The 25,823-nt window shown below is 71.8% G+C and carries 19 protein-coding genes; 7 read left to right on the top strand and 12 right to left on the bottom strand.

The window, feature by feature from the left end; all coding sequences use genetic code 11:
* Positions 1-81: 81 nt before the first annotated feature.
* The 4 genes from ACZ6S0_RS12080 to ACZ6S0_RS12065 all read right to left on the bottom strand — a co-directional run bounded on the left by ACZ6S0_RS12080 (position 82) and on the right by ACZ6S0_RS12065 (position 8,687).
* Positions 82-5,556, bottom strand: a complete 5,475-nt coding sequence (locus ACZ6S0_RS12080) for an ATP-binding protein (RefSeq protein ID WP_465915755.1) — start codon at positions 5,554-5,556, stop codon at positions 82-84.
* A 432-nt stretch (positions 5,557-5,988) separates the two neighbouring features.
* The gene (locus tag ACZ6S0_RS12075; RefSeq protein ID WP_465915754.1) at positions 5,989-7,206 is read right to left on the bottom strand and encodes an NADP-dependent isocitrate dehydrogenase; all 1,218 of its coding nucleotides are present in this window, start codon (positions 7,204-7,206) and stop codon (positions 5,989-5,991) included.
* A 53-nt stretch (positions 7,207-7,259) separates the two neighbouring features.
* Positions 7,260-7,562, bottom strand: a complete 303-nt coding sequence (locus ACZ6S0_RS12070; protein ID WP_344896687.1) for a DUF3017 domain-containing protein — start codon at positions 7,560-7,562, stop codon at positions 7,260-7,262.
* A 3-nt stretch (positions 7,563-7,565) separates the two neighbouring features.
* Positions 7,566-8,687: a citrate/2-methylcitrate synthase gene (locus ACZ6S0_RS12065; protein ID WP_465915753.1), complete on the bottom strand. Its 1,122-nt coding sequence runs from the start codon at positions 8,685-8,687 to the stop codon at positions 7,566-7,568.
* Between the two features lie 181 nt (positions 8,688-8,868).
* On the opposite strand from ACZ6S0_RS12065, the gene ACZ6S0_RS12060 reads away from it, so the two are divergent.
* Entirely contained in the window at positions 8,869-9,516 is a 648-nt protein-coding gene (locus ACZ6S0_RS12060) for an FHA domain-containing protein (protein ID WP_344896681.1), read from the top strand.
* A 252-nt stretch (positions 9,517-9,768) separates the two neighbouring features.
* Here the strand turns inward: ACZ6S0_RS12060 and ACZ6S0_RS12055 are convergent, their stop codons facing one another.
* Positions 9,769-11,298 (bottom strand): glycoside hydrolase family 10-like protein, encoded by a 1,530-nt coding sequence (locus ACZ6S0_RS12055; RefSeq protein WP_465915752.1) that lies wholly within the window; start codon positions 11,296-11,298, stop codon positions 9,769-9,771.
* Positions 11,299-11,385: 87 nt separating this feature from the next.
* On the opposite strand from ACZ6S0_RS12055, the gene ACZ6S0_RS12050 reads away from it, so the two are divergent.
* Positions 11,386-12,816 (top strand): glycoside hydrolase family 3 protein, encoded by a 1,431-nt coding sequence (locus ACZ6S0_RS12050; protein ID WP_465915751.1) that lies wholly within the window; start codon positions 11,386-11,388, stop codon positions 12,814-12,816.
* A 2-nt stretch (positions 12,817-12,818) separates the two neighbouring features.
* Positions 12,819-13,679, top strand: coding sequence for a MurR/RpiR family transcriptional regulator (locus ACZ6S0_RS12045; protein WP_465916134.1), 861 nt, complete (start codon positions 12,819-12,821; stop codon positions 13,677-13,679).
* Positions 13,680-13,695: 16 nt separating this feature from the next.
* Here the strand turns inward: ACZ6S0_RS12045 and ACZ6S0_RS12040 are convergent, their stop codons facing one another.
* From ACZ6S0_RS12040 to ACZ6S0_RS12015, 6 genes are read right to left on the bottom strand one after another with little or no spacing between them, the layout of a single operon-like run.
* Positions 13,696-15,156, bottom strand: a complete 1,461-nt coding sequence (locus ACZ6S0_RS12040; RefSeq protein WP_465915750.1) for a benzaldehyde dehydrogenase — start codon at positions 15,154-15,156, stop codon at positions 13,696-13,698.
* An 11-nt stretch (positions 15,157-15,167) separates the two neighbouring features.
* Entirely contained in the window at positions 15,168-16,799 is a 1,632-nt protein-coding gene (locus ACZ6S0_RS12035) for a thiamine pyrophosphate-dependent enzyme (RefSeq protein ID WP_465915749.1), read from the bottom strand.
* Entirely contained in the window at positions 16,796-17,566 is a 771-nt protein-coding gene (locus ACZ6S0_RS12030) for an ABC transporter ATP-binding protein (RefSeq protein ID WP_465915748.1), read from the bottom strand. The genes ACZ6S0_RS12035 and ACZ6S0_RS12030 overlap by 4 nt, the downstream gene beginning before the upstream one ends.
* A complete protein-coding gene (locus tag ACZ6S0_RS12025; RefSeq protein WP_465915747.1) occupies positions 17,559-18,332 on the bottom strand; it encodes an ABC transporter permease in 774 nt (257 codons plus the stop codon). Before ACZ6S0_RS12025 ends, ACZ6S0_RS12030 begins: the two co-directional genes overlap by 8 nt.
* Positions 18,329-19,117: an ABC transporter permease gene (locus ACZ6S0_RS12020; protein WP_465915746.1), complete on the bottom strand. Its 789-nt coding sequence runs from the start codon at positions 19,115-19,117 to the stop codon at positions 18,329-18,331. The genes ACZ6S0_RS12025 and ACZ6S0_RS12020 overlap by 4 nt, the downstream gene beginning before the upstream one ends.
* A complete protein-coding gene (locus ACZ6S0_RS12015) occupies positions 19,114-20,055 on the bottom strand; it encodes an ABC transporter substrate-binding protein (RefSeq protein WP_465915745.1) in 942 nt (313 codons plus the stop codon). Before ACZ6S0_RS12015 ends, ACZ6S0_RS12020 begins: the two co-directional genes overlap by 4 nt.
* 105 nt (positions 20,056-20,160) lie before the next feature.
* Between ACZ6S0_RS12015 and ACZ6S0_RS12010 the strand changes: the two genes are divergently transcribed.
* Positions 20,161-20,931, top strand: coding sequence for an IclR family transcriptional regulator domain-containing protein (locus ACZ6S0_RS12010; RefSeq protein WP_465915744.1), 771 nt, complete (start codon positions 20,161-20,163; stop codon positions 20,929-20,931).
* Positions 20,932-21,042: 111 nt separating this feature from the next.
* Here ACZ6S0_RS12010 and ACZ6S0_RS12005 read toward each other — a convergent pair whose 3' ends face one another.
* Positions 21,043-21,894, bottom strand: a complete 852-nt coding sequence (locus tag ACZ6S0_RS12005; RefSeq protein WP_465915743.1) for a bifunctional methylenetetrahydrofolate dehydrogenase/methenyltetrahydrofolate cyclohydrolase — start codon at positions 21,892-21,894, stop codon at positions 21,043-21,045.
* A gap of 223 nt (positions 21,895-22,117) precedes the next feature.
* On the opposite strand from ACZ6S0_RS12005, the gene ACZ6S0_RS12000 reads away from it, so the two are divergent.
* The 3 genes from ACZ6S0_RS12000 (at position 22,118) to ACZ6S0_RS11990 (ending at position 25,195) form a co-directional block, all read left to right on the top strand.
* Positions 22,118-22,921, top strand: coding sequence for an integrase (locus ACZ6S0_RS12000; RefSeq protein WP_465915742.1), 804 nt, complete (start codon positions 22,118-22,120; stop codon positions 22,919-22,921).
* 115 nt (positions 22,922-23,036) lie between these two features.
* Positions 23,037-23,921, top strand: coding sequence for a hypothetical protein (locus ACZ6S0_RS11995; protein WP_465915741.1), 885 nt, complete (start codon positions 23,037-23,039; stop codon positions 23,919-23,921).
* Positions 23,921-25,195 carry an ROK family protein gene (locus ACZ6S0_RS11990; protein WP_465915740.1) on the top strand — a complete coding sequence of 425 codons (1,275 nt, stop codon included), beginning with the start codon at positions 23,921-23,923 and terminating at the stop codon, positions 25,193-25,195. Before ACZ6S0_RS11995 ends, ACZ6S0_RS11990 begins: the two co-directional genes overlap by 1 nt.
* Positions 25,196-25,823: the final 628 nt, after the last annotated feature.

Genomic DNA, 25,823 nt, shown 5'->3' with positions numbered 1-25,823 from the left:
CACGCCCTGGACGGCGTGCGTCCTGGAGGCGGCCCCGTACGACGAGGGCCGCCCCGGACGTCACGCCGAGGGGATGGCGCCCTACTTCTGGCGCAGGCCGGACTCGATGGCCTCGATGATCCGCGGACGGAGTTCGGCGGCGCGGATGACGGCGTCGACGGAGCCGACCTCGACCGCCCGCCGGATGTCGTGCACCCGGTCGAACTCCGCGGCCACCTCGCCCAGCTTCTCCGCGCGGACCGACGACCGCAGCTCGTCCAGCTCCGCGGTCAACGCCGCCCGGCCGGCGCCCGAGGCCGCCGCGACCCTGGCCTCCAGCTCCTGGACCCGCGGGTCGGCCGCGGTACGGGCGTTGACGTCGCCGGAGAACACCACCGCGGCGGCCGGCGCGCCGCCGAGCACCGAGGCGAACGAGCCCTCCAGCGCGAGCACGGTCATGTTCGGGTTCAGCGCCTTGGAGAACACCACGAACGCGCCGCCGTGGTAGCGCGAGATCACGCAGAACACGATGGGCCCGCGGAAGTTCACGATCGCGCGGCCGATCTCCGCCCCGTACTCCAGTTGGAGCTTGCGCATCGACTCCGGCGAGCCGTCGAAGCCCGACAGGTTCGCCAGCACCACCAGCGGCCGGTTGCCGCTGGCCGCGTTGATCGCCCGCGCGGCCTTCTTCGACGAGCGCGGGAACAGCGTGCCCGCGGTGTAGGTGTCGGGGCCGTCGGTGGGCGGGAAGCCGCGCCGCGGGACCGCACGCGACTCGATGCCGAGCAGGCACACGGGCATGCCGCCGAGGTGCACGTCCTGCACCACCGCGGTCTCCGCGTCGGCCATGCCCGCCCAGCGCTCCAGCACCATGTGGTCCTGGTCGGACAGCGCCCGCATCACCGTGCGGATGTCGAACGGCTTCTTGCGGTCGGGGTTCGACGCGCTGGAGAAGATCTCGCCGACGGTGGTGAAGTCGCTGCCCTCCAGGGCGTGCGGGAAGCCGGTGACGTCGCGGTCGACGGGGTCGGTCGTCATCGCCCGCCGGGGCGCGTCCTCGCCGGGTGCGACGTAGGTGTGGTCGTAGTGCGCCATCAGCACGTCGCGGGCGGCGGTCAGGTTGGGGGCCCAGTAGTGGGCCTGCCCGTTCGGGCCCATCACCCGGTCGTAGCCGCCGATGCCGAAGTTGTCCTCGGCCGACACGCCGCCCGAGAAGTCGAGCGACTGCTTGCCGGTGAGCACCATCGCCGAGTCGGGCGTCATGACCAGGATGCCCTTGGTGTGCATGAGCATGGTCGCCTCGGCGTTCCAGTACGGCTGCGCGCCGACGTTGATGCCCGCGACCACGACGTTGATCTCGCCGCCGTCCTGGGTGAACTCCACGATGCGCTTGAGCGCCGCGGCCACCCAGTCCATGTTCTCGGTGCCCGACTCCATCGAGATGCGGGCGCCGGCGGACAGCGCGTACCACTCCAGCGGCACCCGCATCCGCTCGGCCAGGTCGAGCGCCGCGATCACCCGCCGGCACTCCGGCTCCGACAGCGCGCCGAGCGACTTCGTCGGGTCGCCGAGCAGCACGACCCTGCTGACGCCCGCCGGGTGCCGCGGGGTCGGCGTGGTGACCACGCCCGCGACGAGCGCGGCGGTGTTGCGCCCCTTCGGCCGGTCGACCGGGACCAGCGCGTGGCCGGCGTCGAGGTCGTGCTCGACGAAGTCGCCGAGCAGGCCGGTCAGCTCGTACGGGTAGACCGTGTTGCGGCTCCTCGCGCGCAGCACCTTCTGGCGGTAGTCGTCCAGCGGCTCGATGGGCTCGTTCGACGGCTCGCCGATGGTCAGCTCGGTGCCGCCGGTGGCGTCGAGCGCGATGCGTACGGCGATCTTGGTCAGCTCGCCGGTCTCCCTGTCGCGCTGCCTGGCGATGAACAGGGTCTCCTCCAGCCCGGCGCCCGCGGTCGCGGGCAGCACGCGCCGGGCGATCATCTCGATCTCCGACCGGGTGATGTTGCTGGGCGGCCAGACGTAGACCACGATGCGGTTGGTGTTGAGGCGTCTCGACGGCCGCCGCGCCTGGGCGATGCGGATCGCGTCGACGCAGGCGGCGACGGCGTCCTCCGCCGTGGGCAGCGCGACCAGCCTGCCGTCGTGCTCACGCAGCTCGGTCAGGTCGCGCACCTGGGCGAACGCGACGAGGCGGTCGTCGGACGGGTTCTCCCTGGCCACGCACTGGAAGAGGTAGACCTCCTCGTCCGACGACGGGAGCCGGGTGAGGTCGAACTTGCTCAGCCGCTCCATCTGCATGCGCTGCGCGATGTACGGGTGCAGGCCGCGGATCAGCCGTTCCTCGGCCATCCCGGTCTCCGCCGGGCGGAAGGTGAAGTGGTGGTGCATGACCGCCCCGCCGCGTCCTGCGACGGTGGCGGTGATCCTGCGCACCTGGCCGGGCAGCGGGTGCGCGCTCACGACCTCGTGCAGCGCGGCGGCCATCGCGTCGGAGTCCGCCGGCTGCCCTTCCCAGAGGAGGTAGATGTCGGCGTCGACGGCCTCCTCGCCCGCGGCCAGCTCGGCCAGCCCGCGCAGCGCGCCGCCCAGCGTCTCGATGCTCACGGCGGTGGAGACCACGCACGAGCCCGCCCGCTCGGCGATCACGAACGTGCAGCCCGCGACCTCGCTGGTGCGGACGGCGACCAGCTCCTTGTTGCCGTAGTAGCGCCTGGTCAGCACCTCCAGCATGATCGCGTTGTCCAGGTGGTCGCGGACGAGGCGCTGGCCGAGCAGGCGTACCAGCGGCTCGGTGCTGCGTACCATCTCGGCGACGCGCTCGGCGCGGTCGGGCGAGTCGGGGTGGGCGTCGAGGTGGCGCAGGTGCCTGCGGACGCTGGCGTAGACGCGGGCGCGGTTGCGGCGCAGCAGCGGCTGGCCGAACCAGGCGTACACCACGCCCCTGGCGAGGTCGGAGACGACGGGGAAGCGGACCTGCGTGGCGGCGAGGAGGCGTTCGAGCGCGAGGCCGGCGGGCTCGCGCAGCGCCTCGTCCGGCGGCGGCTCCCGCAGCCAGGCGCGCAGCAACGTCGCGACGATCGCGGCGTCGGCGGACGCGCGCTGCTGGGCCAGGAAGATCCGGAAGACGGCGGACTCCAGCTCGCCCGAGCGCTCCAGCTCGGTGACGCCGTAGTGCGTGAGCACCTTGGCCAGCCTGGCCTGGAACGTCTTCGGCAGCCCGGCCCGCTCGACGTCGAGGCTCTGCAGGTAGGTGTGGAAGTATTCGCGCGGGCTGTGCACGTGCGCGTCGCCGCCGCCGCCGCTGTCGTCGCCCGCCGGCCGGTTGCGGCTCAGCTCGGCGAGGTCGGCGAACACCTCGATGAGCGCGATCTCCTCGGCGAGCGGCCGGTGACCGGTCTCGGTGACCGACTGGCGCGCGGCGAGGTAGTCGTCGAGCACCCGGCGTTCGTCGTGCGGGTCGAGGTCGAAGCCCAGCAGCAGGCCGCGCAGGTCCTCCTGGCCGCGCGTGGCCCGGCGCCACGCGGGAACCGCCGCCTGCGCGACGGGCAGGTCGAGCGGTACGGCCCCGGCGGCCGCGCTCTCCTCCGCCTCGGCGGCGGCGTCGGCCAGCGGCTCCAGCCGCAGCAGCGGCGCACCGGTCTCCACCTGGCTGCCCACGGACACGGCGCATTCCTTCAGCCGTGCCCTGAACGGCGCCCGCAGCACCGTCTCCATCTTCATGCTCTCCAGCACCAGCACCGGAGCGCCCGCCTCGACCTCGGCCCCCACCTCCAGCGGCGTGGCGACGACCAGCGCGGGGGCGGGCGAGCGGACGACGCCGCCCTCGTCGCGGCCGACCCGGTGCGCCACGCCGTCCACCTCGACCAGGAGCACGGGCCCGTGCGCGCCGGTGAGCAGGCGGTATCGGCTGCCGTTGACGGTGATCTGCCCGGTGTGCCGGTCGAAGCGGTCGAGCTCGACGTCGGCGGTGCGCGGGCCGTCTCCCGTCTCGACGCCGACGCGGAACCGGGTCGCGCCGACCCGCGCGACCCGTACGCGGTAGCCGACGCCGCGCAGCTTGAGGTCGAGCGGCCGGCTGCTCTTGTGCTGCACCTGCGGGCGTCCGCCGAACGCCGTCGACAGCAGCCGCTGCCGCTCGGCGCGCTCCTCCTCCTCGTACGCCTCGATGGCGGCGGCGGCCAGCGCGACCCCGGAGTGGCGGTGCGTGACGAGCCTGCCCTCGCCGCGGACGCGGTCGATCCAGCCGGTGTCCGCGCTGGCGTCGATCGCCTCGGGCTGGTCGAGCAGGTCGAGCACGAAGCTCTTGTTGGTCGCGCCGCCCTCGATGACCACGGTCGTCTGCGCCATGGCCCGGCGCAGCCGGCCGAGCGCCTCCTCGCGGTCGCGGCCGTAGGCGATGATCTTCGCGATCATCGAGTCGAAGTCGGCGGGGATGGTGTCGCCCACGCTGACGCCGGTGTCGACGCGGATCCCCGGCCCGGCGGGCAGGTCGAGCCGGACGATGCGGCCAGGGGCGGGCGCGAAGTCCCTGTCGGGGTCCTCGGCGTTCAGCCGGGCCTCGATGGCGTGCCCGCGCTCCTCCGGCGGCACGCCGTCGAGCCGGCCGCCGGAGGCCACCCGGAGCTGTGCCTTGACCAGGTCGAACCCGGTGGTGCACTCGGTGATCGGGTGCTCGACCTGCAGCCGGGTGTTGACCTCCAGGAACGCGAACAGCTTGTCGCCCGGGTGGTAGAGGAACTCGACGGTCGCCGCGCCGCTGTAGCCGACCGCCACGGCCAGCCGTTCGGCCGACGCCTTCAGCTCGGCCGCCTGCGCGGGGCTCAGCACGGGTGAGGCCGACTCCTCGACGACCTTCTGGTTGCGCCGCTGCAACGAGCAGTCGCGTACGCCGAGCGCCCACGCGGTGCCCGCACCGTCGGCGATCACCTGGACCTCGACGTGCCGGGCGCCGGTGACCAGGCGCTCCAGGAACACGACGCCGCTGCCGAACGCCCGCTCGGCCTCCTGCCTGGTGCGCTCGTAGGCGTCGGCCAGCTCGGCCTCGTCGGCGATCACGCGGATGCCGCGCCCGCCGCCGCCCGCGGTCGCCTTCAGCATCAGTGGGTAGCCGATCTCGCCCGCCACCGTCACGGCGGCCTCAAGAGTCTCGACCGCGCCACGGCTCCACGGCGCGACCGGCACGCCGACCTCCTCGGCGATCAGCTTCGAGCCGATCTTGTCGCCGAGCCTGCGCATGGCCTCCGGGCTCGGCCCGACGAAGGTGACGCCGATCCTCTCGCACAGCTCCGCGAAGGCCGGGTCCTCGGCGACGAAGCCCCAGCCGACCCACGCGGCGTCGGCCCCCGTCTCCACCAGCGCGCGCTCCAGCACCTCCAGATCGAGGTACGGGCGCGCCGCGGCCGGACCGAGGCAGTAGGACACGTCCGCTTCCCTGACGAACGTGGCCGTCCGGTCGACGTCGGTGTACAGGGCTACGGTCTCCATCCGCGTCCCGGTCTCCGCGGCGAGGTCCCGTACGGCGTGGATGAGCCGCATGGCGGCCTCACCACGGTTGACGATGGCGACACGACTGAACACCCGAACGAGCCCTCCCGTTGGACCGACCCGATGGACCGGCCCCGTAGACCTACCTCTGCAGACCAACCCTGTGGAGCCGACCTGGCCACGAGACGCACGCGACGCGGCACGGCGGCCCATGGCAATCTTCACTCTGCCCTCTGCCGACCGTCAGCGGCATGTCGCAGACAGCGCACGCTACCCGGCCTCATTTGTGGAAAACGCCCAAAAGACGTCCGCCATACCGAGCGGCCGGGCACCCGCCCCGAGCCCGCTCCGAGCCCGTTCGGACCCGCTCCGAGCCTGCGCGGACCCGCTCGCAAGCCGCTCAAGGCCCGCTCAGGCCCCGCAGGGGACCTGTGACGGCCCACAACCCACAAGAGGTGGGCCCGGCATGCGAGACGGCCCCTACCATACGCGGAAACCGCAGGTAGAGGCCGTATGCGACGACGGCTAGGCCGACATCTTCTTCTTGAGGTTCTCGTCGAGCGCCCCCAGGAAGTCCTGCGTGGTGAGCCACTTGGCGTCGCCGCCGACGAGGAGCGCGAGGTCCTTGGTCATCTGACCGCCCTCGACGGTCTCGACGCAGACCTCCTCCAGCTTGGCGGCGAAGTCGGTCACCGCGGGGGTGTCGTCGAGCTTGCCCCGGTGGGCCAGGCCACGCGTCCACGCGAAGATCGACGCGATGGGGTTGGTGGAGGTGGGCTTGCCCTGCTGGTGCTGGCGGTAGTGACGGGTCACGGTGCCGTGCGCGGCCTCGGCCTCGACGGTGCGGCCGTCGGGGGTCATCAGCACCGAGGTCATCAGGCCGAGCGAGCCGAAGCCCTGGGCGACCGTGTCGGACTGGACGTCGCCGTCGTAGTTCTTCGCGGCCCAGACGTAGCCGCCCTCCCACTTCAGCGCCGCGGCGACCATGTCGTCGATGAGGCGGTGCTCGTAGATCAGGCCGGCCTTCTCGAAGTCGGCCTTGAACTCGCTCTCGTAGACCTCGGCGAAGATGTCCTTGAAGCGGCCGTCGTACGCCTTGAGGATCGTGTTCTTCGTGGAGAGGTAGACGGGGTAGTTGCGGTTCAGGCCGTACCGCATGGAGGCGCGGGCGAAGTCGCGGATCGACTCGTCGAGGTTGTACATCGCCATCGCGACGCCGCTGCCGGGGAAGTCGTACACGTCGAGCTCGATCGGCTCGGAGCCGTCCTTGGGGGTGTACGTCAGGGTCAGCGTGCCCTCGCCGGGGATCTTCAGGTCGGTGGCGCGGTACTGGTCGCCGAAGGCGTGACGGCCGACGACGATCGGCTTGGTCCACCCGGGGACGAGCCGCGGCACGTTGGACATGATGATCGGCTCACGGAAGATCACGCCGCCGAGGATGTTGCGGATGGTCCCGTTGGGGGACTTCCACATCTTCTTGAGGCCGAACTCCTCGACACGCGCCTCGTCAGGGGTGATGGTGGCGCACTTCACACCGACGCCGTACTTTCTGATGGCGTTCGCGGCGTCGATGGTGACCTGGTCGTCCGTGGCGTCTCGGTGCTCGATGCCGAGGTCGTAGTACTTCAGGTCGACGTCGAGGTAGGGAAGGATCAACTGGTCCTTGATGAACTGCCAGATGATCCGGGTCATCTCGTCGCCGTCAAGCTCGACGACGGGGCCCTCCACCTTGATCTTGGGCATGCGAATGGTTCCCCTTCAATGAATGGATGCGTTGAGGCTATCGGACCGGTCGGTCACGGGGCGAAAAGGGACAGGATCAATGCCTTGAGCCCGTTGTTGTAAAGCAGGAGCGAGGTCAGCACCATCACGAACCCGAACGCGGACAGCGTGATGACGTCGCTCTTCTTGCCCCTGAGGGCGAGCTGCCCCCCGTAGCCGGCGAAGCGCAGCGCGGCGGCGATCATGATGACGGCGCCCAGGGCGAACCCGCCCCAGCGCGGGTCCGCGATGAAGATCACGAGCACGCCGACGGCCGCACCCACCAGGATCAGCGGGTACGGCCCCCAGGTCTCGCGGTCAGTCCCTTGTCGGCTCAACACTCAACGCTCTTCTATCGGCTTCCACTTCTGGTCGGTCTCACCGATGTACTCACTGTCGGGGCGGATCAACCGGTTGTCCGCGTGCTGCTCGATGACGTGAGCGGTCCACCCGGACATACGGCTGACGGAGAAGACCGGCGTGAACAGATCGGTCGGGATGCCAAGGTAGTGGTAGACGGAGGCGGCGTAGAAATCGACGTTCGGATAGAGACCTTTTGTCGCGAAGACGACCTCCTCCATCTCCTTCGACATCCGGTAGTACGTGTCGTCGCCGGTGGCCTCGCCGAGTTCGGCCGACATCCTGCGCAGGTGGGTCGCCCGCGGGTCCTCGGTCTTGTAGACGCGGTGCCCGAAGCCCATGATCTTCTCGCCGGCGGCCAGCTTGTCGCGTACGGCCTGGGCCACGCCGCTCGGCGACAACGACTCCAGTGTCTTCATGACCTGCTCGTTCGCCCCGCCGTGCAGCGGGCCCTTCAGGGTGCCGATGGCGGCGACGATGGCGGAGTGCATGTCCGAAAGCGTCGCGGCGCAGACCCGGGCGGCGAAGGTGGAGGCGTTCATGGTGTGGTCGGCGTGCAGCACCAGGCACTCGTCGAAGATCTCGACCTCACGGGGGTCGGGAGTGCGACCGGTGATCTGGAGCAGGAAGTTCGCGGCGATGCTCAGCGACGGATCGGGCTCGGCAGCGGTGCCGCCGGTGCGGGCGGCCTGGTAGCGGGCGACCAGCAGCGGCTGCTGGGCCACCAGGCGGGCCGCCTTGCGCAGATTGGCCTCGGGGGCGGTGGAGTCCTTGTCCGGATCGTCCGCGCCCGACAGCGAGACCAGCGAACGCAGCGCCTCCATGGGCTCCTGCTTCTCGGCGATCTCGGCGATGTTCGCGGACACCAGGGTGCCCAGCTCCCAGCCCCGCGCCAGTTCCTCGCCGTAGGCGTCGAGCTGGGAGCGGGTGGGCAGCTTGCCACGCTGAAGCAGGTGTGCGGTCTCCTCGAACGTCGCTCGACCGGCCAGGTCGTGGATGTCGTATCCACGGTAGAAGAGGCGACCGGCCTTTCCGTCGATGTCGCTCAGCGCGGTGGACGCCGCGACGACATCGGCCAGACCTTTCGTGGGCTTGTCCGCCATGAGTGTTTCCTCCGCTTATCTTCGTCCGAAGTCTACCCGTGAGCAGGCAAAACCGACCGCAAAGGTCCAGACCAATTTCACGTCGGATTCTCCTTTCGGCAAAGGAGATTCCGAATCCCCTCGGTTGGGTAAGCCGGAGCTGTAGTAATAGTTACGGCGGGCTACCTGGGGAGGAACTGCCGTGGAGGGGCCGTTCATACGCATCGAGGACACTGGCGAGGTGGTCCCGTTGCGCCCCGAGATCACGACGGTCGGGCGAGGCCGGGGTGTCGACATCCGGCTCACCGATCCCAGCGTGTCTCGACTCCATGCCGAGTTCATCAGACGAGGACCCTACCTGTACGTCGTAGACCTGGGGTTGTCCAGGAACGGCACGCGGGTGAACGGCAGGCCGATCGCCCGGAGGGTCCTCGACGACGGCGACGTCGTCTCCTTCGGCGCGGCACGGGGTCGCATCGGTGGAGTCCCCCGTGAGGACTTCACCCCCGAGGTCGAGTTGCGCAGGGCGGCCGCGCCCGAGCTGACCAGACGCGAGGTCGACGTGCTGACCTCGCTCTGCCGGCCGGCGCTGTCGGACGAGGCGTTCGTCGCCCCGGCGACCGCACGCGAGATCGCCGACGACCTGGTCGTGACCGAGGCCGCGGTCAAGCAGCATCTGCTGCGGCTCTACCAGAAGTTCAGGATTCCCGAAGGCACCAACAGGCGCACGCGGCTGGCCAACGAGGTCGTCGCGCTGGGCCTGGTGCGGCCGACCCCCGTGGTTCCGCCACAGAGGTCGTCGGGAGCCTCGGCAGAGCAGGCTTCGGCCGCAGGGCGCAGGGCTTCTTAACACAGGATCGCGACCGGGGCTTCGGCGAGGGGTTCCGGCAGCGTCGGAACCTGGGCGTCCGGCCGTGCCCGCGAGCGGGCACGGTGGCGTACGGGCACGGCGGCGAGCGGCGGCAGGCGTCCGAGCGGCGCTACGCCGCGCTCGTCGCGGGCCGGGAGACTCGTCGCGGGCCGGGAGATCGGCCCGCGACGCGGGCAGGCGTAGCGCGCTCTCGGATCACCCCGCGCGGGTGCCGGACACGCGGCAACGTGGTCAGATCACGCGGAAGCCGTTGCTGGGCTTGCTGGTGCGGTTGGCCCGGTCGACGGCGACCACGTAGTAGTGGTGGCCGCGCCTGCCGTCGGGGTCGGTCCAGCGCACCTGCCGGTCGCCCGGCACGACCGCGACCAGGTTGCGGGCGTCGGCGAACTCTCCGGAGCCCGCGTTCCTGTCGAAGCGGAAGACGGCGAAGAGGAAGGGCTCGTCCCTGCCGGTGGCCACCGCCCGCACCTCGACCCCGCCGTCGCGGCGCAGCGCGTACGCCACCACGGGCCGCCTGGGCGGCTCACCGTCGGCCAGGCGCGGCAACACGGGCGCGAGCGCGGGCCGCTGGTAGTGGTCGGCGACCGCGGTGCTGATCGAGCCGATCCTGTCGACCTTGACGTCGTTGGCGTTGTACCAGATGTCGCCGCCGATCTCGGGGTGGTCGCGGTTGAGCGTCAGGTGCCTGGACAGCTCGCCCGGCGCCTGCCACTCGGCGGCCTGGGCGGGGTCGCCCGCCTTGTACGCGGCCTGCCCGATCCACAGCAGCGTCTTCGTGCCGCTCGCGACGTCCGACCACCAGGGCACGAGCTTGGAGTAGTCGGCCGGCGGCTGCCCGATGTACCAGTAGAGCTGCGGCGCGATGTAGTCGAGCCAGCCCTTCTTGACCCAGCCGCGGGTGTCGGCGTGCAGGTTGTCGTACGACTGGCCGCCGTTGGTCTCGGAGCCGAGCGGGTCGGTGCCCTTGTTGCGCCAGATGCCCGAGGGGCTGATGCCCCAGGCGATCTCGGGCTTGGCCGCCAGCACGCGCGCCTGCATCTCCTGGACCATAAGGTCGACGTTGTTGCGCCGCCAGGCGGCCAGGTCGGGGAAGCCGGCGCCGTATTTGGCGAACTCCTCGGCGTCGTCGAAGGCCGTGGTGTTGGTGGGGTAGAAGTAGTCGTCGAAGTGCAGGCCGTCGATGTCGTAGCGGGTGACCGCGTCCATCATGGCGTCCTGGCAGAACGCGCGCACCTCGGGCAGGCCGGGGTTGTAGTAAAGCTTGCCGCCGAACGGCAGGATCCAGTCGGGGTGCTTGCGTCCGGGGTGGTCGGGGTGCAGCTTGGCCGGGTCGGCCTGCATCGAGACGCGGTACGGGTTGAACCAGGCGTGGAAGGCCAGGCCGCGCTTGTGCGTCTCGGCCACGGCGAAGCCCAGGGGGTCGTAGCCGGGGTCCTGGCCCTGGGTGCCCGTCAGATACTGTGACCACGGCTCGAACGGTGACGGCCAGAACGCGTCCGCGGTCGGCCTGATCTGCACGAACACCGAGTTGAGCCCGCGTTGCACGGCCACGTCCAGCCAGGCGAGATACTCCGCCTTCTGCTCCTCGGCGCTCAGTCCGGGCTTGGACGGCCAGTTGATGTTGACCACGGACGCGATCCACATACCGCGCATCTGGCGCAGCGGCGGAACGTACTGGGCCTGCGCTAAGGCGGGCAGCGGGACGGCGGAAGCGGCGGTCGCGAGAGCGAGACCCTTCAGGAGAGTCCTTCTGCTGGGCATGGGGGGTGGCCTCTCGGAAGTGGTTGTATCGAGGGCGACGATGACAGAAAATTACCTTCAGATCAACAACTGTGAAGGAAAATGCCGATGAGCGATGACCTGTACGGACTGGCGATGACGGTGTTGCACCCGGGGTTCGAGGGGACCTCCGCCCCCGACTGGCTGCGCCGGGCGCTGGGCGACGGTCTGGGCGGCGTGGTGTTGTTCGCGCGCAACGCGATCGACGAGCGGCTCGTACGACAGTTCCGCGCGGAGAACCCCGACGTGGTGGTCGCCATCGACGAGGAGGGCGGCACGGTCACCCGGCTGGAGGTCACGGACGGCAGCTCCTTCCCCGGCAACCGGGCGCTGGGCGTGGTGGACGACGTGGAACTCACCGAACAGGTGGGCCGCCAGATCGGAAGGATGCTCGCAGATCTCGACATCACGCTCAACTACGCCCCCACCGCCGACGTGAACGCGAACCCGGCCAACCCCGTGATCGGCGTGCGCTCGTTCGGCCCCACGCCGGAGCTGGTCTCCCGCCACACCGTCGCCTACATCGACGGCGTACAGGGCGCGGGCGTGGCGGCCTGCGCCAAGCACTTCCCCGGGCACGGTGACACCGTCACCGACTCCCACCTGGCGCTGCCGACCGTGCACGCCTCGCGCGAGGTGCTCTTCGAGCGCGACCTGCCGCCGTTCCGCGCCGCGATCGAGGCCGGGGTGCGCGTGGTCATGTCCGGCCACCTGCTCGTCCCCGCCCTCGACCCGGCCGCGCCCGCGACGCTGAGCCGTACGGTGATGACCGAGATCCTGCGCGGCGAGCTGGGCTTCGACGGGATGCTCACCACCGACGCGATCGAGATGCGGGCGGTGGCCGCGCTGGCCGCCCCCGGGGAGATCGTGGTGCGCGCGCTCAACGCGGGCGTGGACGCCATCTGCGCCGGGCTGTGCGACGAGGACGGCCTGCGCGAGATGCGCGACGCGATCGTGGCCGCGGTACGCGCGGGCACGCTCCCCGAGGAGCGGCTGGCCGAGGCCGCCGCCCGGGTGCGCGCGGTGTCCGCCTGGTACGCCGCCCAGGAGCCGCTGCGCCGCCAGGCGCACGACGACGTGGACCAGGACGCGGGCCTGCGGGCCGCCCGCAGGGCGCTGACCACGACGGGCACCGCCGCCCTCGGCCGCGGGCCGCTCGTCATCGAGGTCAACACCCGCTTCAGCAAGGCCGTGGACCCCGCCACCCCGACCGGGATCACCGCGGCGCTGGCCGCGGTGCTGCCGGACACGGCCAGGGTGCAGATGGAGGCGGAGGGTGAGCTGCCGCCGTTCGACGACCGGCCGGTCGTGCTGGTCGTGCACGACGCGGCCCGGCACCCGTGGGTGCGCGAGACCGTGGCCAAGGCCCTGGCGCTCCGGCCCGACGTGATCGTGGTGGACACCGGGGTGCCCGCCCCTCCCGACGGCGCCACCCACGTCGCCACGCACGGCATCTCGCGGGTGTCCGCGCAGGCCGCGGCCGAATGGCTGCTCACGTGAGCATGGAGCCCGCGAACCCGGTCGCGGCCGTACGCGCCGTGCTGCCCTCGCTCACCCCGGCGGCCCAGTCCATCGCCCGCATCATCCTCGACGACCCGGGGCTGGTCGTGCGCAGCACGATCACCGAGTTCAGCGCGGTGTCGGGGACGAGCGAGGCGACGATCGTCCGTACGGCGCGGGCGCTGGGCTTCGCCGGGTACTCGCAGATGCGCTTCGCGCTGGCCGCGGCGGTGGCCGTGGCCAAGGAGCCCGAGCGGCTGGTGCCCGGCGACCTCGGCCCCGACGACCCGCTCACGGACGTGATCGCCAAGGTGGCCAGGGCCGAGTCCGACGCCCTGGCCGACACCGCCGCCCAGCTCGACCCCGACCGGCTCGGGGAGGTGGTGAAGGCGATCTCCGAGGCGCGGCGGATCAACGTGTACGGAGTCGCCGCCTCGGGCCTGGTGGCCGCCGACCTGTCGCAGAAGCTGCTGCGGATCGGGCTGTCCAGCCACCCGTTCAGCGATGCCCACCTGGCGTTGACCAGCGCCGCCCTGCTGCGGGAGGGGGACGTGGCGGTGGCGATCAGTTGCACCGGCGAGACGCCCGACGTGCTGGTGCCCACCCGGACGGCGGCCGAGGCGGGCGCGTCGATCGTGGCGATCACCAACAACCCGCGGTCCTCACTGGCCGACCTGGCCGATCACACGCTGGTGTCGGCGGGGCGCGAGACGGCCTTCCGCCCGGGGGCGCTGGCCAGCCGGATCAGCCAGTTGCTGATCGTCGACTGCATCTTCGTCGGGCTCGCGCAGCGGCGGTACGAGACTGCGGACGCCGCCATCCGCGCCACCCGCCTGGCCATCGACAGCTACCGCAACCGGTGACCCGTCCTCACCGGGGTCAGAAGGGGTAGGCGGCGATGTCGCCCTGCATGGTGACCCACTGGGTCTCCGTGAAGGCGTCGAGGTTGGCCCCCGCGCCGCCGAAGCGGGCGCCCGTCCCCGAGGCGCGCACGCCGCCGAACGGGGCCACTGCCTCGTCGTCCACCGTCTGGTCGTTGATATGCACGATGCCGGTCGGCACCAGGTCGGCCAGGGCCAGGCCCTTCATGACGTCCCGGGTGAGGATGCCCAGCGACAGCCCGTACTCCGAGTCGGCCGCCAGCGCCGCCGCCTCCTCCAGCGTGGCGAACGTGGTCACCGGCGCCACCGGCCCGAACACCTCCTCGGCGTAGGCGGGCGCGCTCACCGGCACCTCCGCCAGCACCGTCGGCCGGTAGAACAGCCCCTCGTACGTCCCGCCCGCCGCCAGCCGCGCCCCCGCCGAGACGCTCTCCGTGACCAGCCGGTGCACCCGGTCGAGCTGCCGTGCGTCGATCAGCGGACCGAGCGCCACCTGTCCCGTGGCCGGGTCGCCCACCGGCAGGGCGGCGGCCTTGGCGGCCAGGCGTTCCACGTACTCCTCCGCGACGTCCTCGTGCACCAGGTGGCGGCCCGAGGTCATGCAGATCTGGCCCTGGTGGAAGAACGACGCCCACGCGCCCGCCGAGACCGCCGGTCCGAGGTCGGCGTCGTCGAAGACGACCAGCGCCGAGTTGCCGCCCAGCTCCAGGTGCGCGCGCTTGAGCGAGCGCGCCGCCGCCTCGCCGACCTCGCGCCCGGCCGTGGTGGAGCCGGTGAAGGAGATCACCGGGATGTTCGGGTCGGCGACCAGGGCCTGACCCGCTTCCTGGCCGCCGGGCAGCACGTGCAGCAGGCCGCTCGGCAGGCCGGCCTCCTCGAAGACGCGGGCGACGGCGTATCCGCCGCAGACGGCCGTACGCTGGTCGGGCTTGAAGACGACCGCGTTGCCCAGCGCGAGGGCCGGGGCGACCGACCTGATGCCGAGGACGAGCGGGAAGTTGAACGGCGCGATCACGCCCACGACGCCGACCGGCACCCGCCGCGCGAAGCTGAGCCGCCTGCGGGCCGTGGGCAGCACCTCACCGAGCGGCTGCGAGGCCAGCGCCGCCGCCTCATAGCACTCCTGGGCGGCCACGTGCGTCTCGAACGCCGCCTTGCCCGGCACGCCTCCCGACTCGCGCACGATCCAGTCCTGGATCTCCTGCGCGTGCTCCTCGAACAGCCGCCCGGCCCGCCGCAGCAGCGCGGCCCGCTCCTCGTACGGGGTCGCGGCCCAGGCCCGCTGCTCCCGCCGCGCCCGTACGGCGGCCGCCGCCACGTCCTGGGCGCCCGCGGTCCCCGCACGGCCCAGCTCGTTCCCGGTCGCGGGCTCGACGACGGGCGCGTCCCCGGCGCGCGAGGCCGTCCAGCCGCCGTCGAAGACCGAACCCGTCCAGATCTTGGGGTCAAGGAATGTCATGGTGTGCCTCCTCAGGGCTGGAAGTCCTGGTCCACGGTCACGGCCACGTCGAGCAGCAGCGGGCTCTCACGGGTGGCGAGCGCGGGCATGACGTCGTCGAGGGCGGCGGTCAGACCATCGTACGAGTCCACCCGGAGGGCGGGGCAGCCGAGCGACCTGGCCAGCGCACCCATGTCCACCTCGGTGAACGGCGGCCACGGGGCCTTGCCGCCGCCGTGTTTGTCGGCCAGCCGATCCATGACCGCGTACCGGCCGTTGGCGAGCACGACGAACAGCGTGCCCACCCGGTAGTGGGCGGCGCTCCAGAGGGCGTGCAGGCCGTAGAGCGCGGAGCCGTCGCCCACGACGGCGACCACCGGCCGGTCGGGGAGCGCCATGCGCAGCCCCACCGCGGCGGGCACGCCGAACCCGAGCCCGCCCATGGCCGCCGACACGAAGCCCAGCGAGGTCCTGGCGGGCACGAGCCGGTGCAGGTCGGGGCGGGAGGAGGGGGTCTCCTCGACGAGCACGGCGTCCCGGGGCAGCCGCCTGGCCAGCTCGCGCAGCACGTCCGCGGGCCGCAGCGGGTGCCCCGCCGAAGGCCCCGCTGGAGATCCCGCCGCGAGCCTCGTCGCCGGGCTCGGCTCCTGTGCCCGCCGGGCGCGCCCGCCCTCGGCGCGGGCGGAGTACGGCAGCAGCGCGGCCAGGCGGGCGCAGACGGCCGCGGGGGAGGCGAGGTAGGCCAGGTCGGCCGGGCTGCGATGCGCCTCCGACGGCTCGTCCGTCACCAGCGCGACCACCGTGCCCGGCCGGGTGAGCGGCCCCGGCGCGTACGCGTACTGCCGGAACACAGGCGCCCCCACCGCCAGCACCACGTCGTACGCCGCCAGCCGCTCCCGCAGCCGCCCCCGGTCGGCGGGCAGCACCCCGGCGTACCGGGGATGGTCCTGCGGGAACCCGGCCCGCCCGCCGAACGACTCCTGGAACACCGGGCACCCCAGCCGTTCGGCCAGCGCCACCAGCGCGTCCCACCCGGGGCCCACGCCCGCGCCCGCCACGATCGCCGGGTGCCGGGCCCCCGCCAGCAGCTCCACCAGCGGCGCGAGGTCGGCGTCGGCCACGGCGGCGGGCCGCAGCAGCCGCCTCGGCGCGGCCGTCGTCTCCCCCTCGTACGGGGCCTCCCAGTCGTCCATGGGCACCACGACCAGGGCGGGCCCCCGGTACGTGAGCGCCTCGTGGCCGGCCCTGGCCAGCGCGCCCGGCACGTCCTGGGCGCGTACCGGCTGGTCCGCCCGTACCGGGTAGTCGCCGGCCAGCCCGCCCAGCCGCCCGGTCAGGAACGGCTCCAGCGCCAGGTGCCGCCGGTCCTGCTGCCCGACGAGGATCACCAGCGGCACCCGGTTCTCCCTGGCGGTGGCGATGGCCCCGACCGCGTTGCCCAGCCCGGCCACGGTGTGCAGGACGGCCAGCGCGGGGGCCCGGCCGCCGATGGCCCAGCCGGTGGCCATGCCCACGACCGAGCCCTCGTGCAGGGCCAGGACGAAGCGCAGGTCGTCCGGCAGCCCGGCGAGCAGCGGCACCTCCGTGGAGCCGGGGTTGCAGAAGAGCGTGGTCATGCCGTGCCGCCGCAGCACGTCGAAGACGACCTCCCTGACGGTGGTCACCGTTCTCCCCTCGCCCGCTGGATCTGCCGGTAGACGTGGCCGCGCAGCTCCCCGAAGCGCGGCAGCGAACGGGTCGTGAGCTGGTCGCGCTCCGGCGGCAGGTCGACCTTCAGGTCCTCCATGACCGTGGTCGGCGAGGAGGAGAGCACGACGACCCGCTGACCGAGGTAGACGGCCTCGTCGATGTCGTGGGTGACGAACAGCGTGGTCACGCCCAGGTCCCGCCACAGCCGCAGGATCAGGTCCTCCAGGTCGGCCCGGGTCTGGGCGTCCACGGCGGCGAACGGCTCGTCCATGAGCAGCACCTGCGGCTCGTACGCCACCGCGCGGGCGATGGCCACCCGCTGCTGCATGCCGCCGGACAACTGCCAGGGGTGGGCGTCGGCGGCGTCGGAGAGGCCGACCGCGCGCAGGGAGTCGGCGACCAGTTCGCGCCGCCGGGCGGGCGGCAGGCGCTTCTCCTTCAGCGGCAGCTCCACGTTCTGGCGTACGGTCATCCAGGGGAACAGGCTGCGGCCGTACTCCTGGAAGACCACGGCCATGTCGGGCGGCGGACCGGTCACGGGCACGCCCGACACCCGCACCTGGCCCTCACTGACCGGCAGCAGCCCGGCGACGCAACGCAGCAGCGTGGTCTTGCCGCACCCCGAGGGGCCGACCACGCAGACCAGCTCGCCCGCTCCGACGTCCAGCGTGACCGAGCGGATCGCCTCGACCCGGCGGCCGGGGCTCTCGTATACCTTGCGCAGCTCGTGGATCTCAAGCACGGGCGGCTCCACTGCCGTAGTACCAGGACAACACCCACCGCTCCAGGCGGCGGAAGAGCAGCGACAGACCGAGGCCGAGCAGCCCGAGCAGCAGGATGCCGCTCCACATCTCGGCGATCTGGAACTGCCGCTGGAACAGCACGATCGTGAACCCCAGACCGCTGGAGCTGGCGAACATCTCGCTGATGACCATGAGGATGATCCCGATGGACAACGCCTGCCGCAGCCCCGTCATGATCTGCGGGCTGGCGCCGCGCAGCACGAAGCGGCGCAGCCGGGAGCCGCCGCGCACGCCGTACATGCGGCAGGTGTCGGCGAGCACCTCGTCCAGGGCCCGTACGCCCTCCACGGTGTTGAGCAGGATCGGCCACACGCAGCCCGAGACGATGACCAGCACCTTCATGGGCGTGTCGATGCCGACCAGCAACATGATCAACGGCACCAGCACCGGAGGCGGGATCGCCCTGAAGAACTCCAGCACCGGCTCCAGCGTGGCGCGCAGCCGCCGCGACGACCCGATCGGCACGCCCAGCCCCACGCCGAGCACCCCGGCCAGCGCGTAGCCCGCGAGCAGCCGCCCGACGCTGGGCAGCACGTCGTCGACCAACCGCGCGGAGAACCAGGTCTCGGCGAACGCGCGCCCCACGGCGGCCGGTCCCGGCAGGTAGAACGAGCCGCCGCCGACCGCCCACCAGAGCAACACCAGCAGAGCGGGCAGTGCCAGCCACCGGACCACCCTCGTGGAGCCCCTCATGACGCCCCTCATGACGCCGCCTCCACCCGTACGGCCGGGTGCCAGGCCAGGACCCTGCGTTCCAGCAGCCGCACGCCCGCGTTCACCGCGATGCCGACCAGCCCGGCCAGCACGATCAGCGCGTACACGGTCGGCACCGCGCCGCTGCTCTGCGCCACCTGGATCTCGGCCCCCAGGCCGGGGCTGCCGATGACCAGCTCGGCCGTCACCGCCAGGATGAACGCCACCGCGGCCGCCAGCCTCAGCCCGGTCATGACGTACGGCAGCGCGGTGGGCCACACCAGGTGCCTGACCCGCGACCAGGCGGACAACCCGTACGACCGGGCGGTGTCGAAGGCCACGGAGTCCACGGCCGCCACGCCGTACAGGACCTGGATGAGCACCTGCCAGAACGAGGCGTAGACCACCAGCATCAGCGTCGAGCCCAGCGACGGCCCGAACAGCAGCGTGGCCAGCGGCACCAGCGCCACCGACGGGATAGGCCGCAGGAACTCCACGGTCGAGTTCGTCAGCGCGCGCAGGCCGGGCACGACGCCGATGACGACGCCGCTCACGACCGCCGCGCAGAAGGCCAGGGCGAGGCCGACGGCCCAGCCGCGCAGGGTCTCGCCCAGCGCGATCCACAGTGCGGGCGTGGCCAGTTCCCCGGCCAGCGTGGCGAGGATCTCGGAGGCGGGCGGCAGGAAACGCGCGTCCACCAGGCCGAGCCGGGGCACCGCCTCCATCAGGAGCAGCAGGCCGCCGAGCCCGGCGGCGCCGTACCCGAGCCTGGCGAGCAGTCCGTTGCCTCGGATCACGGAATCAGCGCCGAGACGTCGATCTTGGTGTTGAGTATCCCGTCGGCCAGCGCCAGGTCGGCGACGGTCTGCACGGAGGCCCTGTTCACCTCGACCGGCCACTTCGGCAGGTAGATCTTGGCGATCACCTCGGGCGCGATCTCGGTGTACGTCTTCAGCACCTCGCGCACCTCGTCCGGGTGGGCGTCGGCGTACTCGAGGGACTTGCGCATCGCCGCCGTGAACCGCCTGGTCAGGTCGGCGTCCGTGGTGCCCGTGGTGAAGTACATGGCCACGGTCAGGTCGGGGGCGGCGTCGGCGAAGTTCCAGGCCACGGGGCGGGCGCCCAGGCTGATCGCCTGGCTGACGAACGGCTCGACCACCCAGACGGCGTCCACCTGGCCGTTCTGCAGCGCGGCGGGCGCGTCGGGGAAGGGCAGCTCGACGAACTCGATGCCGCTCGGGTCGCCCCCCGCCCGGCGTACGGAGGCGCGTACGGTCGTGTCGCCGATGTTCTTGAGCTGGTTGACCGAGATCTTCTTGCCAGCCAGGTCCTTGGCCGTCCTGATCGGGCTGTCCGCCTTGACCAGCACCGCGCTGAAGTCGTTGCCCTGCTCCCCGGTCGAGGAGACGCCGTTGGCGACGACCTTGACGTCCAGCCCCTGCTGCTTGGCGGTCAGCAGCGAGGTCGTGTTGGCGAAGGCGAACTGGAACTGCCCGCTCACCGTTCCTGACACGGCCGCCGCACCACCGGCGACGGGCGTGATGGTGAGATCGATCTGCTGCTCGGTGAAGAAGCCCTTGGCCTTGCCGAGGTGGATCGGAGCGGTGTCGACGATGGCGATCACTCCGGCGTTGACCTTGGACGTTCCCGAGCCCTGGTTGGGTGCCGCGGGCTGCGTGGCACCGCACGCGGCCACGAGCAAGGCGGCGAGGATCAAGAGAGGGCGGCGACGCACGGCTGGCTCCTCTTTTTGTTCGCTATGCGCACATGTATTCTCTGACCGAACAACCCCGTATCGCGGAAGCTACGCCTTTGACGGCCGCTGTCAAGGGGGATCACCATGGTCGATCATGTGCAGTCGCTGGCCCGTGGGCTCGCGGTGATCAGAGCGTTCAGCGCCGCCGAGCCCGAGCTGACGCTCAGCCAGGTGGCCCGCGCGACCGGGCTCAGCAGGGCGGCGGCCAGGCGGTTCCTGATCACGCTGACCGACCTGGGCTACGTGCGCAGCGACGGGCGGCTGTTCGCGCTCACGCCACGGGTGCTGGAGCTGGGCTACGCCTTCCTGTCCAGCCTGTCACTGCCCGAGGTGGCCGACCCGCACCTCGAACGCCTGGCCGCAGAGGTACGCGAGTCGGCCTCGGTCGCGGTCCTCGACGGCGAGGACGTGGTGTACGTGGCCCGCGTGGCCACGGCCCGGATCATGCGGGTGACGATCAACATCGGCACCCGGTTCCCGGCCTACTGCACCTCGATGGGGCGGGTGCTGCTGGCAGCGCTGGCGTCCGAGGAGCTGGAGGCGTACCTGGAGCGGGCCGCGCTGCGACGGCTCACCTCGCACACCATCGTCCTGCCCGCGGCGCTGCGCGCGGAGCTGGACGACGTGCGCGGGCGCGGGTGGGCGATGGTGGACCAGGAGCTGGAAGAGGGGCTGCGCTCGATCGCCGCGCCCGTCCGCGACCGCACGGGGCGGACGGTGGCGGCGGTGAACGTCTCGACGCACGCCACCCGTACGAGCCTGCAGGCCGTCCGGCGCGACCTGCTGCCGCCGCTGCTGGCCACGGCCCGCAAGATCGAGGCCGACCTGGCCTCGCTGAACACCGCCCGCGCCTGACGCCCGGGGCCGCCGCCGGGCGCGAACCGGCCTTTGAGCGGAACGACCCGGAGCGGCCCGGAAGCGGCCCGGAAGCGGCCTGGCCTGAAAGCGGAGCCCGCTAGCCCGCTGTCACCGGAGGCGGCGCTCGGCGGCCTCCACGACGTTGGAGAGGAGCAGAGCCCTGGTCATGGGGCCGACACCGCCCGGGTTGGGCGTCAGGTGTCCGGCGACCTCCGCCACGTCGAGCGCCACGTCGCCCGCGATCTTGCCGTCGACACGGGACACCCCCACGTCGAGCACGGCCGCACCGGGCTTGACCATGTCACGCTTGATCAGCTCGGGCACACCGGCCGCCGCCACCACGATGTCGGCACGGCGTACGTGGGCGGCCAGGTCGTGGGTGCCGGTGTGGCAGAGGGTCACGGTCGCGTTCTCGCTGCGGCGGGTCAGCAGGAGGCCCAGGGAACGCCCCACCGTGATGCCGCGTCCCACCACGACGACGTCGGCGCCCTTGATCGGCACGCCGTACTCCTGCAGGAGCAGCACGATGCCGTGCGGGGTGCAGGGCAGCGGGGCATCCACCATGTGGACCAGCCGCCCGAGGTTGACCGGGTGGAGGCCGTCGGCGTCCTTCGCCGGGTCGATGCGCTCCAGCAGGGCCATGGTGTCGAGCTGCTTGGGGAGCGGGAGCTGGACGATGTAGCCGGTGCAGGCAGGGGAGGCGTTGAGCTCGTCGATGGCCGCTTCGACGTCGGCCTGCGAGGCGCTCGCCGGCAGATCGACCCGGATGGAGGCGATGCCGACCTCGGCGCAGTCGCGGTGCTTGCCGGCGACGTAGATCTGGCTGCCGGGGTCGTCGCCCACGAGCACGGTGCCCAGGCCGGGCGTGACGCCGCGTTCCTTGAGCGCGGCCACCCGCTTCGTGAGGTCTGCCTTGATCTTGGCGGCGGTCGCCTTGCCATCGAGTTTCACTGCGCTCATGCCGCAATCCTTCCATGCGCGAAGAAGCCCCATGACACGGCTGTTCCCCGGGACCAGCGGCTCCCCCGCCCCGCACCACTCTCCCGCCTGCTGCGGACGGAAGGGAATCCGCCCGGCCGACCATGGCGCGCGAAGGTCGGCGTTCGTGTGGTCGCCGCCTGTATGGTCGACGCCTTGATCCGGCGGGAGGCGGCGGCCGTACATGCGGGTGACGATGACGAGCGTGGCGAAACGGGCTGACCGCGCGAACGAGGACTTCACCGCCGCCGGGCCGACGGCGGCGGTGCTGATCGACGGCGCCGGCATCCCCGGCGCCGAATCGATCTGCCGGCACGGCGTGGCCTGGTACGCCCACCGCCTGGGAGGCGCCCTCCTCGGCCTCCTGACACCCGTGAACCTCTCGTCACCCTTGAGCCTCTCGTCACCAGTGCGCGGCCTTACCGAGCTGCTCGCCGAGGCCATCGAGCAGGTGACCGGCGATCACCGTGACACCTGCGACGTCGCCGACCCCATCAGCCCGTCGGCCACCGTGGCCGTCCTGCGCCTGTCCGACGGCCTCCTCGAGTACCTGGCGCTCGGCGACTCGCTCATCGTGCTCGACAGAGCGGACGAGGCGCCGCTAGTCGTCTCCGATCCCCGGGAGGTGGTCGTCAGCCGGTCGTACGAGCCCGCGATCGAGGCCGCCGTCAAGGGAAGCGACGAGTACCACGGGCTCCTGCGGGACCTGCGCGCCCACAGGAACCGGCCGGGCGGCTTCTGGGTGGCCAAGGACGACCCGCGAGCGGCCGACGAGGCGATCACCGGAAGCCGTCCGATCTCCGAGCTGACCGCCGCCGTCCTGCTCAGCAACGGAGCAGGACGCGTCGTGGACCGGTTCCGGCTCACCGACTGGCCAGGGGTCATGGCCGTCCTGGCGTCGAGCGGACCCGCCGAGATCATCCGTCGTGTCCGGCGGGCGGAGGCACGCCATGCGGTGGCGGCGGACGATGCGACGATCACCTACTGCACCCACCTCGGCGAGGTCTGATCCGCCCCCTGGCGGTCAACGCAAGTTATCCACAGGCCATCGGTGACATCGTTGTCATCGATCGGGGAAGGGCTTAGTGTTACCCGCGCCAGCAACAAAGCGCACGGAGGTTCCCTTGCCTTTTCGCCTGCTGTCGGCCGAGTCCACCGACCTGTTCACGGGCTCGCGTGACGAGCCCCGCCAGGTGCCGCGCGTGGCCGAGAACGGCCGCGAATGGCGACGCCCCCCCTCCCCCGAGCGCCCTACCCACCATCACGTACGGCACGGGCTGTTCGACACCCCCAAGGCCGCCCACGCGGCGAGCCTGCCCGATCTGGAACCCCTCGGCCTGATCACGCTCGACTCCCTGCCCTCCGCGATCGCCGACGCCATCCGAGCCCACCCGTACGGCACCCTCGTCGGCCCGATCGAGGACGCCCCGGGCCGGCACGTGGCAACGGCAACCCCGAAGACCGCCCCACCACAGAGCCACACCACACCGCAAACCGCCGAAACCACCCCCGGGACCAAGCCACTCGGACCCACCGCACCCGAAGCCACGAAATCCGGGACCACCGCATTCGGGACCGCCGAAACCACACCCGAGACCAAGCCACTCGGACCAGCCGCACCCGGAGCCACGACATCCGGGACCACCGCCTTCGGGACCACCCCACCCAAGACCACGACACCCAAGACCGCCACGCCCGAGACCGACAGACCCGAGACCGACGGGCCCGAGACCACGACACCCAAGGCCGTCGCGTCCGAGGACACCGGCACCGCCGCCCCACCCCGACCCCACACACTCGTTCTGGAAGACACTGTGCATCCGCCTCACCACACGGCCGTAGCGGGCAGCAGCCCCAGCCTCCACCACCACCCCCTCCTCCTTGAGGCCGCCCGGCGGAAGGCATTCGCGCGGTGGCTCGATGACATGCGTGCCAAGAAGGTAAGACTCGTCCCCGGCCTGGAGCACCCTGGCGACCCCCGCCAGCCCGACAACCACCACAAACACTGATGAACTGCGTACTTGCCATTGATATCGGAGGAACCAAGCTCGCCGCCGCGCTGGTGGACGAGGAGGGTTCCATCCTGCGTTCCGCTACCCGGCCTACACCGCGTACGGAGGTCATGTCGGCCCTCGCCGCCCTGATAGCCGAGGTCGCGGAGGGCGGTCCCGCGCCGGGGGCCGTCGGCATCGGCTGCGCGGGCCCGCTCGACCTCGCCTCGGGGACCGTGAGCCCCGTGAACATGCCCAGTTGGCGCGGATTCCCCCTGCGTGACGAGGTGCAGAAGCTGACCGGGCTCCCGACCGTGCTCGCGGGCGACGCGCAGTGCTTCGCGCTCGGCGAGCACTGGCTCGGGGCCGGACGCGGCTGCGCCTCGCTGCTGGGGATCGTGGTGTCGACCGGGATCGGCGGCGGCCTGGTCATCAACGGCGCCCCGCTCCTGGGCCCCACCGGAAACGCCGGACATGTCGGACACATGAGCATCGACCCGTACGGCGAACGCTGCGAGTGCGGCGGCCGAGGATGCGTCGAACGCTACGCCAGCGGCCCGAACATGGTCCGCTGGGCACTGGAGAACGGCTGGTCCCCCACCGCCGACACGACAGGCCAGGATGCCGCCCCCCACACCGCACCGGCCACTCACGCCGAACCGACCGTTCAGACTGAGCAGCCCGGCCAGCAAGGTGAGGGAGATCACGGGGAGCAGGTTGAGGGCGGTCACGGGCACCAAGGCGGAGGCGATCACAGAGACCAGAGTGGAGGCGATGACGGTGACCAGAGTGGAGACGGTCACGGGAAGCAAGGTGGGGGCGGGCACGGGGACGAAGAGCCCGGTGGTCAAGGCCCTGGTGGCCGGGAAAACGGCGATCGGGAAAGCGGCGATGGTGAGGCGGAAGGCAGCGGAACGGGCCTTCGCTCGGTAGGAAGCGTTCCCGGCTCGGCAACCCTGACCGGCGGGGAGCGAGCGGATGCTCGGGCGCTGGCGCGGGACGCCGCCGCCGGACATCCGATCGCGCTGGCCGCCTTCGACAGAGGCACCAGGGCGCTGGCCGGCATGATCGCCTCCACGGCCGCCGGCGTCGAACTCACGACCGTGGTCATCGGCGGTGGCGTGTCGGCGGCGGGCGAGGTGCTGTTCGGTCCACTGGAACGGGCGCTCGACGACGTGGCCGGGCTCGCGTTCGTCCGGGCGGTTGAGGTCAGACAGAGCACGCTCGGAGTACGCGCCGGGCTGGCGGGGGCGGCGAACTTGGCCTGGCAGGCACTTCGGCCAGCGACTTGATCCCCCGCTGACCGTGACCGCTGCGGCACCCGGAAAATGATCACGGTCCACGCATAACCGTCTCACGCCGGTTGGATGCACCGAACACAACCAATCGGCGTGAAGTGGCACGGCGGCAAAACCAGCCAGGGCGTGCAGGCTGACCGTTCAGGAACGGCAAAAGCTGCAGCGCATCGTACGCCGCAGGAGCACCAGCACGGTAAGTCGTCGGCGTCGTAACTAGAACCGGACCACAGCAAGGCCGGGCCGGGGCCGGGGCCGGGCCGGGCCAATGCCGGGCTGGGCCGGGCCGGGCCGGAGAACGGGCTGGACACGGGCCAGGCTGGACACGCGGTCCAGGAAGAGGCAGGACTGGGCCACAGCGAGGCCAGAGCGGGCCGGGCCGAGGGCAGGGAGGGCAGGTCGAGCCGAGCGAGCCAAGCCGGGGCGGGCGAGCCAAGCCGGGCCAAGTCGGGCCGAGCGAGCCAGGTCGGGGGGCGAGCCAGGTCCGGGGGAGCCAGGTCCGGGGGGCGAGCCAGGTCCGGGGGGCGAGGGCAGGGCGAGGGCAGGGCGGGGCGGATGCGGTCCGGCTATCACCGTGCCTGCGGGATCGCCTGTCCGCGCGGCTGCTACCCGGTCGGCGCCCGCC

The sequence above is a fragment of the Nonomuraea sp. NPDC051298 genome, assembly GCF_055586305.1.
Note: the sequence above shows the minus strand (reverse complement) of the source record. Positions and strands in the feature narration are given on the sequence as shown.